The sequence below is a fragment of the Sorangium sp. So ce363 genome, assembly GCF_051520435.1.
GTDB classification, from domain to species: Bacteria; Myxococcota_A; Polyangia; order Polyangiales; family Polyangiaceae; genus Sorangium; species Sorangium cellulosum_B.
In genome coordinates this window covers 6,774,359-6,790,000 of record NZ_CP150333.1, presented here as the reverse complement: position 1 = coordinate 6,790,000, position 15,642 = coordinate 6,774,359, and the positions used below count along the sequence as shown (strand labels likewise).

Below are 15,642 nucleotides of genomic sequence, written 5' to 3'. Positions count from 1 at the left end.
TTCGCGGCTGCCTGCAGCTCCTGAGCTCGCGGCCCTGCATCCGCGATCCCGGGCCCCGCGGCTCGGTGGGACCGCGGCCTTCGTGGTATCGTGCGCCTGCGCTGTGGCTTCCCCCGCAAGGCGCCGCCGTCCGAGCGCGCGCACCTCACCCGCAACCGCGTCGCGCCCTTCACCCGCGCCCGCGTCGCGCCCTTCACCCGCGCCCGCGTCGCGCCCTTCACCCGCGCCTGCGCCGCGCCCCGTCGACCGGCCCTACCACCACGGCGACCTCCGGCGCGCCGTGCTGGAGGAGGCGCTCTCGCTGATCGAGGAGCAAGGGAACGCGAGCTTCACGCTGCGCGAGGTCGCGCGGCGCATCGGCGTCTCGCACGCCGCGCCTTACCGCCACTTCGCGGACAAGCGCGCCTTGATGACCGAGCTCTCCGTCCAGGCGAGCGCGGCGCTCGGCGCGCGGATCTCGGCCGCCCTCGAGGGCGCCGGGGGCGACCTTCGGGCGCGGTTCCTGGCCGCCGGCTTCGCCTACGTCGCCTTCGCGCTGGAGCACCCCGCGCCCTTCCACGTGATGTACTCCGGCGAGGTGGACGTGGACGACCCGCGGGTCGCGGCGGCCACCTCGCAGAACCTGGGGGTGCTCCTCGGGTTCATCGAGGAGGCGCAGCGCGCCGGCGCGTTCCCGCCCGGCGATCCGTGGGCGCTCGCGGTCCCGATCTGGGCGATGCACCACGGCCTCGCGACCCTCGCTGCGTCGGGAGCCCTTTCCAAGGCCGGGCCGACGGCGCTCCGGAACCTGGTCGACGACGCCCACGCACGCCTGCTCGACGGGCTGCTCCTCGCCACGCCGGGGCCGTCGCGCGCCTGACGCCCGCGACGGATTCCCGTGCCCTTCCGCCCCGGCTACGCTTGCGCCCCTCATGCGTGCTACCGCCGCGCTCGCGCTGTCCGCCTTCCTCGTCGCCGTCTCGTCCTCGCCGGCCGTTGCCGCCGACCCGTCCCCCGAGCTCACGTACCGGCCCGAGATCGATCTGCCCATCACCGTCGTCGGCGGCGCCGCATGGATCGCGTCCGAGCTCGCGAAGAAGGGCCTCGCCCCCGAATCGTGCCGCTGGTGCACGGCCAACGCCCTCGACACGTCGATCCGCGACGCGCTGGTCTGGAGAGGCAACCCGAACACCGCTCATGATCTCAGCAACGTGACGGTCCTCGGCGTCGCGCCCGCTGCAGCGCTGGGCCTCACGGCGCTCGCCGCGTGGTACGACGGCCGCTCCGACAACATCGCCGCCGATCTCGTGATCGTCACCGAAGCGATGGTGGTGGCGATGAACATGAACCAGATCACCAAGTACATCGTCGGCCGCCAGCGGCCCTATGCCCATCATGACAACCCGGATGTGCTCCGCGCGGGCGAGGGCACATCGGGCCCGCTCCCGCACGACGACGATCTCTCGTTCTTCTCCGGCCATTCCACGGCCGTCTTCTCGCTCGCCGCCGCGAGCGGCACCGTGGCGTCGATGCGCGGCTATCGCGCGGCGCCGTGGGTATGGGCGAACGGAATGGCGATCGCCGCGCTCTCCGGCTACCTGCGCATCGCCGGCGATCGCCATTATTTCTCCGATGTGCTCACGGGCGCCGTATTCGGCGCCGCCTCCGGCGTGCTGATCCCGGCTCTGTTTCATGCCCCGCGCCCAGGCGTTGCCAGCTCTGGCACCCGGCGTTTTCGCCTCTCGCTCGCGCCGGCGGGCGGCGGCACGGGCGTGGGCGTCGCCGGCGCCTTCTGAGCCGAGTAGGGCGATTTCGGCCATCGGCAAGCGGCAGCGCTGCTTTCGGACGGCGTAAGTAAGCAGTGTTGACAAATGGGATGTTCATTTTTACAATACGCCTGTCAGCTAGGAATGCTGGTGCTCGGGCCGTCGTTGCTGGAGCGCTAGCTCACTACGTCGAATACGCCGTGCCGCCCTGGCGGCCATGGCGACGGCGAGCTGCGGTCCCGCAATGGGCACGCGCGCTTTCGCGGGCCCGTCTCGACGGGGTTCCGCCAGCTCGGCCCCATGAAGGAGTCGACGACATGCATGTCGTTCACCATTCGTCACACACCCGGTGGATCGCGGGAGGCCTCGCCGCCCCGCTCCTCGCCCTCCTCGCAGGTTGCAGCGATCAAGCGCTCGGGGCGCCCGTGCCGGCGCCCGGCGCCGAGCTGCCGCCTCGGTCCGCGCCCGGCGTGGGCCGGGAGCTGCCCCAGGGGAGCGCCGGTCAGGGCGAGCCCACGCTTCGGCCCGCCGCGACGGCGGCCGCGCTGCTGGAGCGCGACGAGCTGCTCCGGGAGGCCGGGCGGCTCGCGGAGATCAGGGCGGTGCTCGCGCGATCGCCGGAGGCGCCGCTCGCCCTGCTCGACGAGCACCGGGCCGAGTTCCCGGAGGGGCGCCTCGCGGCCGAGCGGGAGATCGTCGCGATCGACGCGCTGCTGCGCAGCGGGCGCGCCGACCAGGCGCGCGCCCGCGCCGGGGATTTCCTCTCGCATTTCCCGGCGAGCCCCCACGCGGACCGGGTTCGCCGCCTGACCGGCGCCGCGCCATGAGACGATCTCGACACCGCCGCGCGGCGCCGCCGTAGCGCCGGACGGGCATCGATGGAGGCTCGCGGCCGCAAAGGCGGCTGAGCCTGGGCCCCCGCGCCCGCGGGGGCCTCAGCCCGCGGGCGCCGGCTCGGATTCCGGGGGGGCCATCCCGTCGACCACGACCGGATCGCTCTGCTCGACCAGGTGCGGCTTGCCCCACGTGTCGATGAAATGCCCCGACCGCTTCGCCTTGGTCTCCAGGTAGAAGCGGTTGTGATCGTTCGGCGGTATCACGTGCGGGATGCGCCCGGCCACGGAGACTCCGTATTGCGTCAGCTGCTGGACCTTGTTGGGGTTGTTCGTGATGAGCTCGATCGATCTCACGTTCAGGCTGCGCAGCATGTGCGCCGCGACGGCGTAGTCGCGCTCATCGTCCCTGAAACCGAGCGCCAGGTTGGCCTCGACCGTGTCGAGCCCCTGGTCCTGCAGCGCGTAGGCCCGGATCTTGTTGATGAGCCCGATCCCTCGGCCCTCCTGGCGCAGATAGAGCAGGATGCCCCGATCCATGCTCTGGATCTTCTTCAACCCTTCGAGGAGCTGATCGCGGCAGTCGCAGCGCAGCGAGCCCATGACGTCGCCTGTCACGCACTCGGAGTGCAGCCGCGTCGGTACGTTCGAGGCGCCGATGACGTCGCCGTGCACCATCGCGATGTGCTCCTTGGCGTCTCGGTTGTTCCAGAACGCCACGATGCGGAAGTGGCCGGCGCGCGTCGGCAGCTCGGCGACGCCGACCACCCGCACGCAGACGTTCACGTGGCCAACCCCATCGCAGTCGTGCTCTCGATCGCGGGCGACGAGCTCCAGGAGCGCATTCATCGAGTCGGTCATGTCCTGCCTCCGCGAGGAGCCGCCTCGCGAGCCGATCCGTCGTGGGTAAAGGCGCGCACGTCTTACCAGAACACGACGGCCAGGCAACGCTCTGCAGCCGCGCGGGGCGGCCCCCCGCCGGAGGATGCCTGTCGACACGGCACCACGGCGCGTTCGTCCCGCCGACACGGGCCTCGCGCGGCGCGGAGCCGTCGCCGTCATCACGCGACCGGAGCGAGGCGGCGGGCTCAGCTATTCATGCGTCATTCGGGCCGCCCTCGGTGGGCCGCGCCGGCCGCGGCCACCTCCGGCAGCGACCCTGACCGCCCCGCGCGAAGCACGCGCAGGATCAAGCGAGGATCCAGGAGCGCCTCCGGCCCGTCGAGCATGTGCAACGCGCGCACGAAGCGCACGTAGACCTCGCGATCGACCTGCGCGGCCCGGTGCAGCATCCCGGTGTACCAGCGCATGATCGGCTGGAGGAACGGCCGCCGGCCCCTGGTCTCGGGGTAGGCGAGGTCTTCCCCCGTGGACATCCGCCACGGCAGGTCGACCGCCCTCGCCGCGGCCGCGTGGTAGCGGCGGGTGAGGCCCGCGATCGCGCCGCGCCCCGCGCGGCGGCGGTGCTCCTTGAGCGCGGCGTCGAGCGCCAGCGCCTGGAGGCAGGCCGACGTCATCCCCTGGCCGTAAACGGGGTTGAAGCTGGCGAGCGCGTCGCCCAGCACGGCGAGCCCCTCGGGCATCCGCGCCATGCGCTCGTAGTGCCGCCGGAGGTGCGCCGGGAACTTGGAGACGGCGACGTCCGTCACCGGCTCGGCCCCGAGCAGCGCCCGGTAGAGCGCGTCGTTGGGCAGGCCCCGGGCGAACTCCAGGAAGCCCTCGGGATCGGCGGGCGGGTGATCGCCGAACAGGCCCGCCAGCACCACGATCCAGCGCCCGCCCTCGATCGGCGCGATGCAGCCGAACCGCCGGCTGTCGGACGGCGAGCCGAGGACGTACAGCGACTTCCACGGGAGCTGCGCCGGATCCCGCGGCCGGTACTGCCGGCTGGCGTACCCCACCCGGACCTGGATGGTCGACTCGTCGGGCCGCCGGTAGCCGAGCGCCTCGAGCCACGCCGGCGCGCGCGAGCCGCGCCCGCTGGCGTCCACCACGAGCTCCGCCGGCAGCCGCTCGATCCGGCCGCCTTCGTCGCGTTGCCGGAGCACGACGCCGGTGATCCGGGAGTGATCGCGAGACGCCGAGAGCTCCACCACCTCGCGCTGGTCCAGGCGCCGCACCCTGGGCAGCGCGAACGCGCGGCGGCGCACGTGCGCCTCGAGCAGCGGACGGGTCATGCACACGGTCCGCACCCCCGTCTCGAAGCGCGGCTTCCAGGCGCCGTGGTGGTGCCACGCCAGGCCGAGCCCGAAGTCGTACGCGATGGCTCCGTCCTGGAGCAAATCCCCGGTGAAGCCGGGGAACAGGTCGTTCAGGATCCGCTCTCCCTGGGCGAGCAGCCCGTGGAGCTGGCGAGCCTGGGGCACCCCCTTGCGGGCCTCGCGGAGGTCATCCGGGATGGCGTCACGCTCGACGACGGCCACCTCGCCGAAATGGTCGGCGAGCACGCGGGCTGCGACCAGGCCCGCGATGCTCCCACCGATCACCACCGCCCTGCGGCCGGCGAACGGGCGATTGGAGCGGATGTCCTTCTGGGTGCAAGGCTTCATGGAGCCGCCTGGATTGCAATCCTCGGGCCGCCCCTGAGGACTGCAAGGCCGGCGCAATGCTCGCTTCGTGATGAGGCGCTCAACCCGCGTTGCGCGCGCTGCGCACATCGCGCGCGACCCGCCGAGGCCCGACTGAGCAGCTGCGCAACTACGCAACTCCACGCGCTCCGTCGAGATGAAAGCGACCATCACTCCTGCGCTCTTCGTCGCCATCAAAGATGGACCTCCGGCGCGACAGGCGCGGAGAGGCCGTATCGAGGCGCCGCCGCCCGCTGGCGGGTGGCCGCTCCGCGGCGGGTGTGAGAAAGAGCACCGCTCACGATCTGGTCCTCGCGTCTTCGTGAGAGACGCTCGACGTGCATTGCAATGCCGCGCGCCCGGAACCGCGCGACGTGACCCGTCGTCCCGCGATGGGCGCCGGGCTACTTCTTGCGGCAGCCGCAGTCGGACGTCGGCGCTTGCGGCGCCGCAGGCCGCTGGCACGTGGTCACGAGGGTGCTCAGGACAGCGAGGAGGATCGCGACGCGGAGCCGCATGCCGGTGATCCTCCCCCGCGCGCCGGGCGGCGTCAATCCGGGGCCGTGGGCTCAGCCGAGCGGCATCTCCAGCGACACCTCGTCGAGCCCGACGCCCAGGAAGCGGCGCGGGCGCACCGTGACCGCGATCTGCGCGCCGCCCTCGCCGCGGCCCGCCTTGACGGTGAGCTCGATGCTGGCGGGCGGCGCGTTCTCGAACAGCGCCCAGAGGGCACCCTCGACGACCGGCTGGACGTCCGCCGGATCGCTGTCCGGGGGCAGCTTCGAGCAGAGCGCGCGCAGGAACTGGACGACGCGCGCGACGAAGAGCTGATCGACGAGCGAGACGCGCTCGAGGCGCTCGTCCGGCTCGGCCGTCGGGCTGTCGTACGTGAGCTTCTCCGGCGGGACGTAGGCCGTCGGCGCGGCGAGGACGTACACCGCGTCGCTGTTCGGGGCCGACGCGAGCAGGAGCACGCCGCTCTTCGAGAGCTCGCGCTGGGTGTCCGTGGACACGAACGCCTCGGTCGGGATCGCGACGCCCTCGTCGCCCTCGTACGCGCCCTTGACCTCGTGCACCGGAAGGTCCCCGAGCGTGCCGCCGCCCTTCGCGCCCGTGACGCGGCAGGGCCACGCCGTCTCGCGGAAGCTCCCCGCGATCAGCGCGCCGACGACGTACGCCGGCGAGATCCAGACGCGGCCGCCCTCATCGCCGGGCTGCTCGGCGATCGCCGCTTCCCGGATCCGGGAGGTCGTCCGGTCGTACGGCATCCGGCCGAGCACGCGGTTCATCGCGATCGCGACCCACCGCGCGCCATGCCGCGCTGCAGCGGAGCGCCACGGCGCTCGGTGCGGCGCCCGGAACAGCGCGGCCTTGTTGTCGAGCCGCTCGACGCCGCCGAGATCGTCGACCCCGAGCAGGCGCGCGTCGCCGTTCACGACGGCGGGGAGCGCGTGCGCCTCGGCGACGCGCGCGATCTCCTCGAGCCGCGCGAGCGACGCGGCGCTGCCGTCGATCGCGACGTCCACGATGGCGACCGACGCCGGCGGCTCGGAGCTCGCCGTCTGCGCGAGCACCCGCACGAGCGCCCCGGCCGCCTCGTCCGGGCGCGCGCTGACGACGTCGAACCGGACGCCCTCCGCCGCCTTCGCGCGCTCCACGAGCAGGCTCAGCCCGCGCCACGCCTCCTCGAGGCGCCGCACCTCGGGGTGCTGCAGGATCGCGCCGAGCTGCGCGCCGATCGCGCGCTCGATCTGCGCGATCGCCTCCGCTGGCCGAGCGGGCTGGCCCGCGCGCGGGCGGGCGCTCGCCGCCACGGTCGCGATGAGCTCCGAGAACCGCCCTGCCTCCGCCGGCTTCTGATCGAGGCTGCCCGGCGTCGCGGGTGGGGGCGCCGCCTCGGCGCCCTCGCCCCCGCCGAGGTCGACCATCGAGAGCAGCGCGTCCACGTCCGAGCCGGGCGCGGGCGCCGGCGCCGCGGGCCGCTCCGCGGCGGGCGCGGAGCGGTCGGGCGAGGCGTCCCGGCGCTCCGGGAGGAGGCCCAGGATGTCGCGCACCAGCGGGGAGCCGCCCCAGAGCCGATCGAGCTCGGCGCGCGCTTGGTCGAGCGTGGCCGAGCCGTCGCGCAGCCGATCCAGGACCCGGCGGCCGTCGAGCAGCGAGCGCAGCAGCGGCACCTCGGCGCACAGCGCGTCGGGCCGGAAGCTCTTCAGCCCGGCGGGCGCGAGGTCGACGCGCACCGCCCGGCCCGCCGCGAGCACGCTCGGCACCTCGATCGCGAGCCGTGGCCGGAGCATCGTGAAGAGGTTATCGAAGCGGCTCGCGTCGACGCGGATCGCGCCCGCGGGCGGGCTCGCGCCGGCGTTGTGCGGATCGCGCGGGGTGAGATCGGCGACGACGAGCACGCGCAGCGGGAGCAGCGGCCCCCGCTCCACGGCGTCCCCGTCCTCGCCCACGTGGAACCTGAACTCGTCGCCCAGAACGCCCTTTTCCGTCATGGCCAGCGCAGCATAGGCGTCACCTATCGGCGCGAGAAGCGCTAAGCTCCGCGCGCATGAAGACGGAAGGCGGTCCGCCCTTGAACTTGAACCCTGAACCTCACGCCGCCAGCGATCGCAGGCGCCTCCGCGGGGGCGCCCCGATCCAGATCGGGCTCCTCGGCTGCGGGACGGTCGGCGGCGGCGTCCTGCGCCTCCTGGCCGAGAACTCCGGTTACCTGGCGGAGCGCGCGGGCGTCCCCCTCGTCGTGAAGCGCGTGGTCGTGCGCGACCTCGAGAAGGAGCGCGTCGCCGCCCTGGATCGCGGCGTGCTCACCACGAACCCCGAGGAGGTCGTCGACGACCCCTCGATCGACGTCGTCGTCGAGGTGATGGGCGGCGAGACGCCCGCGCGCGCGCTGATCGAGCGCGCCATCGACCGCGGCAAGGGCGTGGTCACCGCGAACAAGCTGCTGCTCGCCGCCCACGGCCCCGCGCTCCTCGCGCGGGCCTCGGCGCGCCAGGTCGACCTCGCGTTCGAGGGGGCGGTCGGCGGCGGCATCCCGATCATCCGGACGCTCCGGGACGCGTTCGCGAGCGACTGGGTCGAGCGCGTCACCGCGATCCTGAACGGCACCTGCAACTACATCCTCACGCGCATGCGCGACACGGGCGCGTCGTTCGACGCCGCGCTGCGCGAGGCGCAGGCGCTCGGCTACGCCGAGGCCGACCCGTCGCTCGACGTCGACGGCCACGACGCCGCGCACAAGCTGATCGTCCTGGCGATGCTCGCCTTCGGGGCGCAGGTCGACAGCGCCGACGTGCACACCTCCGGGATCCGGAGCATCGAGGAGGCCGATCACCGCTACGCCGATCGGTTCGGCTACACCATCAAGCACCTGGCGATCGGCCGCGACCTCGGCGATTCCATCGAGCTGCGCGTGCACCCCACGCTGATCCCGAAGCAGAGCGTGCTCGCCAACGTCTCCGGCGTGCTCAACGCCGTGCTGCTCGAGGGGCGCGCCGTCGGCCCGTCGCTCGTCTACGGCCGCGGCGCCGGCGACCTGCCGACCGCGGTCAGCGTCGTCTCCGACATCCTCGACGTCGCGCGCTCGATCGCGTCGGGCGTCGCGGGCATGCAGGGCCGCGGCATGTCGATCAAGCCCCGCGCGGTCCGCCCGCTCGGCGAGATCGTCTCCCGGTACTACCTGCGCTTCGCGGTCGAGGACCGGCCCGGCGTCATGGGGCGCCTCGCCGGCGCGCTCGGCGACGCGGGCGTCAGCATCGAGCAGATCGTGCAGCAGGGGCCGACGAACTCGGGCTCGGGCGCGGCGCCCGCGGGCGGGGCGGCCGCTCGTCAGCCCGCGGTGGACGTCGTGCTCATCACGCACGACGCGCGGGAGGGGCTCGTGCGGAACGCGCTCGACGCGATCGCGCGCGAGCAGTTCCTCCGCGAGCCGGTGCACCTGTTCCGCATCGAGGAGCCGTGACGTCCCACAGCGACGCGCCGCTCGGCGTGTTCGACTCGGGCCTCGGCGGCCTCACGGTCGTGCGCGCGCTGCGCAGGCGCTGCCCGGCGGAGGACATCGTTTACCTGGGCGACACGGCGCGGGTCCCGTACGGCACGCGGTCGCCGGAGACGGTGGTCCGCTACGCGCTCGGCTGCGCGCGTGTGCTCATCGGCCGCGGCGTCAAGGCGATCGTGGTCGCGTGCAACACGGTGAGCGCCGTCGCGATCGACATGCTCCGGGTCGAGCTGGATCTGCCCGTCCTCGGGGTCATCCTGCCCGGCGCCCGCGCCGCCGTCGCCGCGTCGCGCGGCGCGACGATCGGCGTGCTCGGGACGGCCGGGACCATCGCGTCCGGCGCCTACCCCCGCGCCGTGGCGTCGCTCAGCACCCGCACCGAGGTCGCCGGCCAGGCAGCTCCGCTGCTCGTCTCGCTGGCGGAGGAGGGATGGATCGAGGGCGAGGTCCCGCGGCTCGTCGCGCGGCGGTACCTGGAGCCGCTCATCGGCGCGGGCGCCCGCTCGATCGTGCTCGGGTGCACGCACTTCCCGCTCCTCCGCGCCGCGATCGAGGCCGAGACGGCGTCGCTCGCCGGCGGCCCCCTCCCGATCGTGGACAGCGCGTCGGCGACCGCGGAGGAGGTGGCCTCGTTCCTCGCCGAGCGGGGGCTCGTGACCTCCCGGAGTACGCCGGGCGGCCTCTCGCTCCTCGTCACGGATCTACCGAAGAGCTTCGCCACCGTGGCGGCCAGGTTCCTCGGGGAGCCGGTCGTCGCGGACGGCGCCGTCCGCTCCTCGACCCAGGCTGGCGCCGCTGTCCGCTCTCCGACCCAGGTTGGCGGAGACGCCGCTGGCCATTCTTCCCCTTTTTCCGCCCAAGGCGTCGACGTGGAGCAGATCGACCTGTAATACGCAGCAAGCTTCGCCCGGGGCTCCGGGCGCGGAGGAGGTTTTCCACACGATGACGCAGCTCAGGTGGCTTTCGGCCGGCGAGTCGCACGGGCCGGAGCTCGTGGCGACCGTCGAGGGTATTCCGGCGGGCATGCCGCTCCTCGCGGAGGACATCGACGAGGATCTGGCGCGTCGCCAGCGCGGCTACGGGCGCGGCGGGCGGATGAAGATCGAGACCGATCGCGTCCGCCTCGTCGCCGGCGTGCGCGGCGGCGAGACGCTCGGCGGCCCCATCGCCATGGTGATCGAGAACCGCGATCACGCGAGCTGGGCCGGGCGGATGGGCCCCGAGCCGTTCCCCGAGCCGCCCGAGGCGCTGACCCGCCCGCGCCCTGGCCACGCGGATCTGGCCGGCGGCCTGAAGTACGCCCGGCGGGACCTGCGCGACGTGCTCGAGCGGGCGAGCGCGCGCGAGACCGCGGCGCGGGTCGCGGTGGGCGGCGTCTGCCGCAAGCTGCTCCGGTCCGTCGGCGTCGAGGTCTTCGCCCACGTCCTGTCGATCGGCCCGGTGGCGTCGCCGACCTCCGCCGCCTCGGGCGGGGGTGAGCTCCCGCTCGCCGAGCTCCGGGAGCGCGCCCGCGCCTCGGATCTCGCGTGCGTCGACGCCGCTGCCGCGCAGGCGATGCGCGACGCCATCCGCGAGGCCGCGCACCGGGGCGACACGCTCGGCGGCGTCTTCGAGGTGATCGCCACGGGCCTGCCGCCCGGGCTCGGGAGCCACGTGCAGTGGGACCGCAAGCTCGACGGACGGCTCGCGCAGGCGCTGATGAGCGTCCAGGCGATCAAGGGCGTCGAGATCGGCATCGGCTTCGAGGCCGCGCGCATCTCGGGCTCCGAGGTGCACGACCCCATCGCCTACGATCAGGGGGCGCACGCGTTCACCCGCCCGTCGAACCGCGCCGGCGGCCTCGAGGGCGGCATCACGAACGGCATGCCGCTCATCTGCCGCGCCGCCATGAAGCCGATCGCGACGCTCAAGCGCGCGCTCCCGTCGGTCGACGTGCGCACCAAGGAGCAGTTCGACGCCGCCTTCGAGCGCAGCGACGTCTGCGCCGTCGCGGCCGCCTCGGTCGTCGGCGAGGCGATGGTGGCGATCACGCTCGCCGCCGCCCTGCTCGAGAAATTCGGCGGCGACAGCCTCACGGAGCTCTCGCGCAACGTCGACAGCTACCTCCAGCAAGTCCGCTCTTACTGAAGGCCATGGAATTCCTTTCCGACGCACCTCCGCTCCTGCTCACCGGCTTCATGGGGGCAGGCAAGTCCACCGTGGGCCGCATCGCCGCCGCGCGCACGGGGCTCCCGTTCCTCGATCTCGACGACGCCATCGTGGAGGAGGCCGGCGAGAGCGTCCCGTCGCTCTTCGCCAAGCGCGGCGAGGCTGGCTTCCGCGCGCTGGAGGCGGCGACCCTGCGCCGGCTCCTCGCGGCGCGCGGCCCGCGCATCATCGCCCTCGGCGGCGGCGCCCTGGTCGATCCCGCGCTGCGCGCCGAGGCGCTCGAGCGCGGCTGCGTCGTCGCGCTCACCGCCACCCCGCGCACGATCGCCGCGCGCACGCCGAACGGCAACCGCCCGCTCCTCGACGGCGCGCCGGATCGCGAGGCGCGCATCCGAGAGCTCCTGGCCGCGCGCGCCCCCGTCTATGCCGAGGCCCACGCGCGCGTCGTGACCGACGGCGTCTCCCCCGCGGACGTCGCGACGCGGGTCCTCCGCGCCTACGCGGATCGCCCGCTCTTCGTGCCGCTCGGCGACAAGAGCTACGCGGTGCGCATCGCCTCCGACGGGGCGGCGTCCACGGCGGACGCCATCGCTGCGCTGGCGCCGACGTCCGTCTTTGTCGTCACGGACGAGAACGTGAGCCGCCTCTGGGGCGCGCCGCTGCTCGCCGCGCTCGCGGCGCAGGGGACGCCGGCCGCGGCCGTCACGGTGCTCAAGCCCGGCGAGGAGCACAAGCGGCTCGCGGCCGTCGAGGCGGCGCTGACGGCGATGATCGACGCGGGCGCCGATCGCGGGGCGGTGGTGCTCGCGCAGGGCGGGGGTGTGGTGACCGACATCGGCGGGTTCGCTGCGTCCACGCTGCTGCGGGGCGTCCGCTGGGTCGCGGCGCCGACCACGCTCCTCGCGATGGTCGACGCCTCGGTAGGCGGCAAGACGGGGGTCGACCTCGGCCCCGCGAAGAACGCCGTCGGAACGTTCCACCAGCCGTCCGCGGTCGTCGCGAGCCCGGCGGCGCTCGCCACCGAGACCGACCGCGCCTACCGGAGCGGGCTCGCGGAGGTGGTGAAGTCGGCCTGCATCGGCGATCCGGAGCTGCTCACGCTGCTCGAGCGCGAGGCCGACCGCGTCCTCGCGCGCGACCCCGGCCTGCTCGCCGAGATCATCCGCCGCTCGATCGCCGTGAAGGCGGCCATCGTCGCCCGCGACGAGCGCGAGTCGGGCGACCGCGCCCTCCTGAACCTCGGCCACACGCTGGGGCACGCCCTCGAGGCCGAGGGGGGGTTCGTCCGGCTGGCGCACGGCGAGGCGGTGGCGCTCGGCATGGTCGCCATGTTCCGCGTCGGCTGCGCGCTGGGCGTGACCGACCGCGCGGCGGCCGACCGGGCGACCCGCTTGCTCGCGCGGCTCGGTCTGCCCACCCGGATCGAGGACGAGCCGGTCTCCGCCGCGCTGCGCTTCCTGTCGCTCGACAAGAAGCGCCGGGGCTCGTCGGTCCGGACGGTGCTGATGCGGGACATCGGCAGCACGTTCGTGGAGCCGATGCCGCTCGATCGCCTCGCCTCCCTCCTCGAGCGCGCGGCCGCCCGCGCGACCTGATCCTCGGACGCCGAGCGGTGTGCCTGAGACAGCCCTGCTCCGGGCGAAATCCGTGCGTCGGCGCCGCACGCCCTCCTCGCTGAGCGCCTCCGGCGCAGACGGCGCTTGCGCTGTCGGTGAATAAAATCGATGTGTTTCCAACGTTCTTCGGAAAAAAATCCCGGCACACCGCCCGCATCGTCCGCTCCGCGCTATCTTTCTCGGCGCCGATGGTGACCGCGACGAAGAAGAGAATCCTGGTGGTGGAGGACGAGCAGGACACGGCGGCGATGATCGCCCGGTTCCTCGGCGACGAGTTCGACACCGTGGTCGCGACGAACGGGGTCGATGGGCTCGCGCTGGCCCAGCAGGAGCCGCGGCCCGATCTGGTGATCGTGGACATCATGATGCCGAAGCTCGACGGGGTGAGCATGACGAAGCGGCTCCGCGAGCACGAGCCGACGCGCCGGGTGCCGATCATCTTCCTGACCGCCAAGTCGGATCCGATGGACGTCATCGCCGGCATCCAGGCGGGCGCACGCCATTACATCACGAAGCCCTTCGTGCTCGACGATCTCAAGAAGAAGGTCCGCAAAGCCGTCTACGGCCGCTAGAGCGGCGGTCACTCGCTTCGGATACGGGCCCACCTCGACGTTTTCGGTGCTCAGCGCACAGGAGTGCGCTTGCGCGCCGAAAACGCCGATCTGGGCCCGTCTCCTGTGCGAGAGACCGCCGCTCTGCCCCGGCGGACAGCGGGGCGGTGGGGGGAAACCGCAGCAGGGGGCGGGGGGGGAAACCGCAGCAGGGGGCGGGCCTGGCCGGCGCTTCGCGGTGGGGGCGGCGCTGGTCAATGAGTCGAACGGCGAAGAGGCTAAGAGAAGGGGAGAAGGCCGACTGGCGATCTTGGCATCTCCGAGGTTTCTCGCCTCGAGCCGGTCCGTTTCTCGCGTGCTGCGTGGTGCCGCAGGGCAGGAATCCCGGCGATTTCTACCGCCGTCACGCGCCGGCACCGCGGGGCGCTCGCCTTGTGTTCTATGAGGTTTCTTCGGAGATCTCGTATCTCCGCTGGGGCTCGGCGCCGGTCGTGCGCGGCGCTGCCAGGAGGTGCCCGCGTCAGCTGCCGCCGCGGTGCGGGACGCTGCAGGCCCTGAACGCTTTCTCGAACAGCTCGAGCGAGCGGGAGATGCTCGAATGCACCCGGCGGATCTCCTCGGCGGAGGTGGTCGCGAGCTTCACGATCTCGAGCGCCTCGCGCGGGTGGGCATCATCGTAGTTCGCATGCGCGGCGAGCCACGTCAGCGACTTGCTCCCCTCGCCATAGAGCTTCGTAAAGCTCGGCAGCACCACGCGAGAACACTCGCCGATGACCCCCTCGATCGCATAGTTCACCGCGCCGACCGCCTCCGCGAGGGAGCCGCGGTAGGACACCGACCAGAGCCACTCGAAGAGCGACGCGATCTCCGGGCTCGGGCGGTGGCTCGTGATGTCCGAGGTGCTGTGCCCGTGCCACGCCGCCCAGTCGAGGTACCAGCGCACGTGCAGCGCCTCGACCCGGATGTTGCCGATGAGCCAGTCTCGCACCAGGGAGTCGCGCGGCGACTGGCCATAGGTCGTCTTGGCGAGGCTGAGCCCCATGTACTTCGGGAACGCCTCGACCACGCAGAAGAACTCCCGGAGGAGCCCCTTCCACATCTCCTGATCGACCGGCTCCGTCATCGTCTGCGCGATCGGCGGCGTGTAGACCGCAGCCTTCCACTGGTCGGCCAGAGATTCGAGCATGTCCTCGACCCAGACCGGGTGCGGCGTCGCCTGAAGGCTGTCCTTGACTTCCTTATGCCGCTGCGAGCGAGGTGACAGCATGAAATTACCTGTAGGGTTGCTGGGTCAATCTGCCTCGTGGCTGCCCGCCGGTCTCTACCCCACCGAATCTCCGCAGGCCGACCGGTCAGCGGCCGTCAGGAGACAATCCGCAGAGCAGGCACGATGCTGACCCCGAGCACGAAGGACGAGAGGGGCAGCGCGAGGACCTCACCATGGGAGGCTTCGTATACATGTGTCCTGCCTGCATCCAGTCTGGATCAAGGTGAAGGAGCAAGTCAATAGGCAAACGAGGGCGCCGCCGCAACGACAAGAGGGCCGATCTCGCTCAGGTCGCTCACCATACGACCTCGGAGAGGCACTCCGTCGCGCCGCGGAACCGGCACCGCTGGTGGGTTACCTTGGGGGTGGATGCACCGCACAGGAGGAGCGCCTGCTCGACCCAGCCGCAGACGCCTTCTCCGCAGTTCATCGCGGAAGGCCCCTCGTCGTCCCCGGTCGGGCCTGTGATGGTCAGCACCCACTCCCGCGGCTTCACCATGCGCGGGAAGACCTTCCCGGAGTCGAAGTAGCGCGACCAGAACATTCCAGTCCGGGCGACGATCGTGTCGGGCATGGCGATCGAGAGCGCGAACTTCAACACCGTATTGAGGTCGCGATCCGCGACGTAGCGGGCAAACCGCTTGAGCTCAGCGGTTTGGTCGCTCGCAGTCCGCGCGTGCGTTCGCAAGGCGCGGTTCCAGACGCCGATCGGATACCAGCTGCTCGCGAGCAGCGGCTGAGAGAGTACGTCCCGGTCTGACTTGGGCAGCGACGTCACCAGGCGCTCCCATGCACCGGCGTCGCGGGTCGTCGTGACGAACGACCGGAGGTTGACCAGCAACGTTCCTTTGCATCTACCGGCGGGGATCGAGGTCTTGGTCTTCGTCTCGTGCGTCTTCATCGCGGCGAACCTAC

At 72.6% G+C, this 15,642-nt stretch carries 13 protein-coding genes; 8 read left to right on the top strand and 5 right to left on the bottom strand.

All coding sequences use genetic code 11. The features are described from left to right. The first annotated feature begins 280 nt into the window (after positions 1-280). The 3 genes from WMF12_RS25525 (at position 281) to WMF12_RS25515 (ending at position 2,572) form a co-directional block, all read left to right on the top strand. Positions 281-859, top strand: a complete 579-nt coding sequence (locus WMF12_RS25525) for a TetR/AcrR family transcriptional regulator (RefSeq protein WP_437849744.1) — start codon at positions 281-283, stop codon at positions 857-859. A gap of 52 nt (positions 860-911) precedes the next feature. Next, positions 912-1,775 (top strand): phosphatase PAP2 family protein, encoded by an 864-nt coding sequence (locus WMF12_RS25520; RefSeq protein ID WP_437849742.1) that lies wholly within the window; start codon positions 912-914, stop codon positions 1,773-1,775. 287 nt (positions 1,776-2,062) lie between these two features. Continuing rightward, positions 2,063-2,572 (top strand): hypothetical protein, encoded by a 510-nt coding sequence (locus tag WMF12_RS25515; RefSeq protein WP_437849740.1) that lies wholly within the window; start codon positions 2,063-2,065, stop codon positions 2,570-2,572. 108 nt (positions 2,573-2,680) lie between these two features. On the opposite strand, the gene ribA is transcribed toward WMF12_RS25515, so the two are convergent. The 3 genes from ribA to WMF12_RS25500 all read right to left on the bottom strand — a co-directional run bounded on the left by ribA (position 2,681) and on the right by WMF12_RS25500 (position 7,640). Further along, positions 2,681-3,439: a GTP cyclohydrolase II gene (gene ribA, locus WMF12_RS25510; RefSeq protein WP_437739253.1), complete on the bottom strand. Its 759-nt coding sequence runs from the start codon at positions 3,437-3,439 to the stop codon at positions 2,681-2,683. Positions 3,440-3,681: 242 nt separating this feature from the next. Next, positions 3,682-5,127 (bottom strand): NAD(P)/FAD-dependent oxidoreductase, encoded by a 1,446-nt coding sequence (locus WMF12_RS25505; RefSeq protein WP_437849738.1) that lies wholly within the window; start codon positions 5,125-5,127, stop codon positions 3,682-3,684. Positions 5,128-5,714: 587 nt separating this feature from the next. Further along, positions 5,715-7,640 carry a type VI secretion system contractile sheath domain-containing protein gene (locus WMF12_RS25500; RefSeq protein ID WP_437849737.1) on the bottom strand — a complete coding sequence of 642 codons (1,926 nt, stop codon included), beginning with the start codon at positions 7,638-7,640 and terminating at the stop codon, positions 5,715-5,717. Positions 7,641-7,696: 56 nt separating this feature from the next. Between WMF12_RS25500 and WMF12_RS25495 the strand changes: the two genes are divergently transcribed. From WMF12_RS25495 to WMF12_RS25475, 5 genes are all read left to right on the top strand, one after another. Next, the gene (locus WMF12_RS25495) at positions 7,697-9,109 is read left to right on the top strand and encodes a homoserine dehydrogenase (RefSeq protein WP_437849735.1); all 1,413 of its coding nucleotides are present in this window, start codon (positions 7,697-7,699) and stop codon (positions 9,107-9,109) included. After that, entirely contained in the window at positions 9,106-10,035 is a 930-nt protein-coding gene (gene murI, locus WMF12_RS25490) for a glutamate racemase (RefSeq protein ID WP_437849733.1), read from the top strand. The genes WMF12_RS25495 and murI overlap by 4 nt, the downstream gene beginning before the upstream one ends. A gap of 52 nt (positions 10,036-10,087) precedes the next feature. Beyond that, positions 10,088-11,272 carry a chorismate synthase gene (gene aroC / locus WMF12_RS25485; RefSeq protein WP_437739248.1) on the top strand — a complete coding sequence of 395 codons (1,185 nt, stop codon included), beginning with the start codon at positions 10,088-10,090 and terminating at the stop codon, positions 11,270-11,272. A gap of 5 nt (positions 11,273-11,277) precedes the next feature. Beyond that, positions 11,278-12,888, top strand: a complete 1,611-nt coding sequence (aroB, locus tag WMF12_RS25480) for a 3-dehydroquinate synthase (protein WP_437849732.1) — start codon at positions 11,278-11,280, stop codon at positions 12,886-12,888. A 209-nt stretch (positions 12,889-13,097) separates the two neighbouring features. Further along, positions 13,098-13,481 (top strand): response regulator transcription factor, encoded by a 384-nt coding sequence (locus tag WMF12_RS25475; RefSeq protein WP_044965703.1) that lies wholly within the window; start codon positions 13,098-13,100, stop codon positions 13,479-13,481. A 499-nt stretch (positions 13,482-13,980) separates the two neighbouring features. Here WMF12_RS25475 and WMF12_RS25470 read toward each other — a convergent pair whose 3' ends face one another. Both WMF12_RS25470 and WMF12_RS25465 read right to left on the bottom strand, forming a co-directional pair. Then, positions 13,981-14,727: a TenA family transcriptional regulator gene (locus WMF12_RS25470; RefSeq protein ID WP_437739245.1), complete on the bottom strand. Its 747-nt coding sequence runs from the start codon at positions 14,725-14,727 to the stop codon at positions 13,981-13,983. 295 nt (positions 14,728-15,022) lie between these two features. After that, positions 15,023-15,628 (bottom strand): hypothetical protein, encoded by a 606-nt coding sequence (locus tag WMF12_RS25465; protein WP_012237471.1) that lies wholly within the window; start codon positions 15,626-15,628, stop codon positions 15,023-15,025. Positions 15,629-15,642 lie beyond the last annotated feature (14 nt).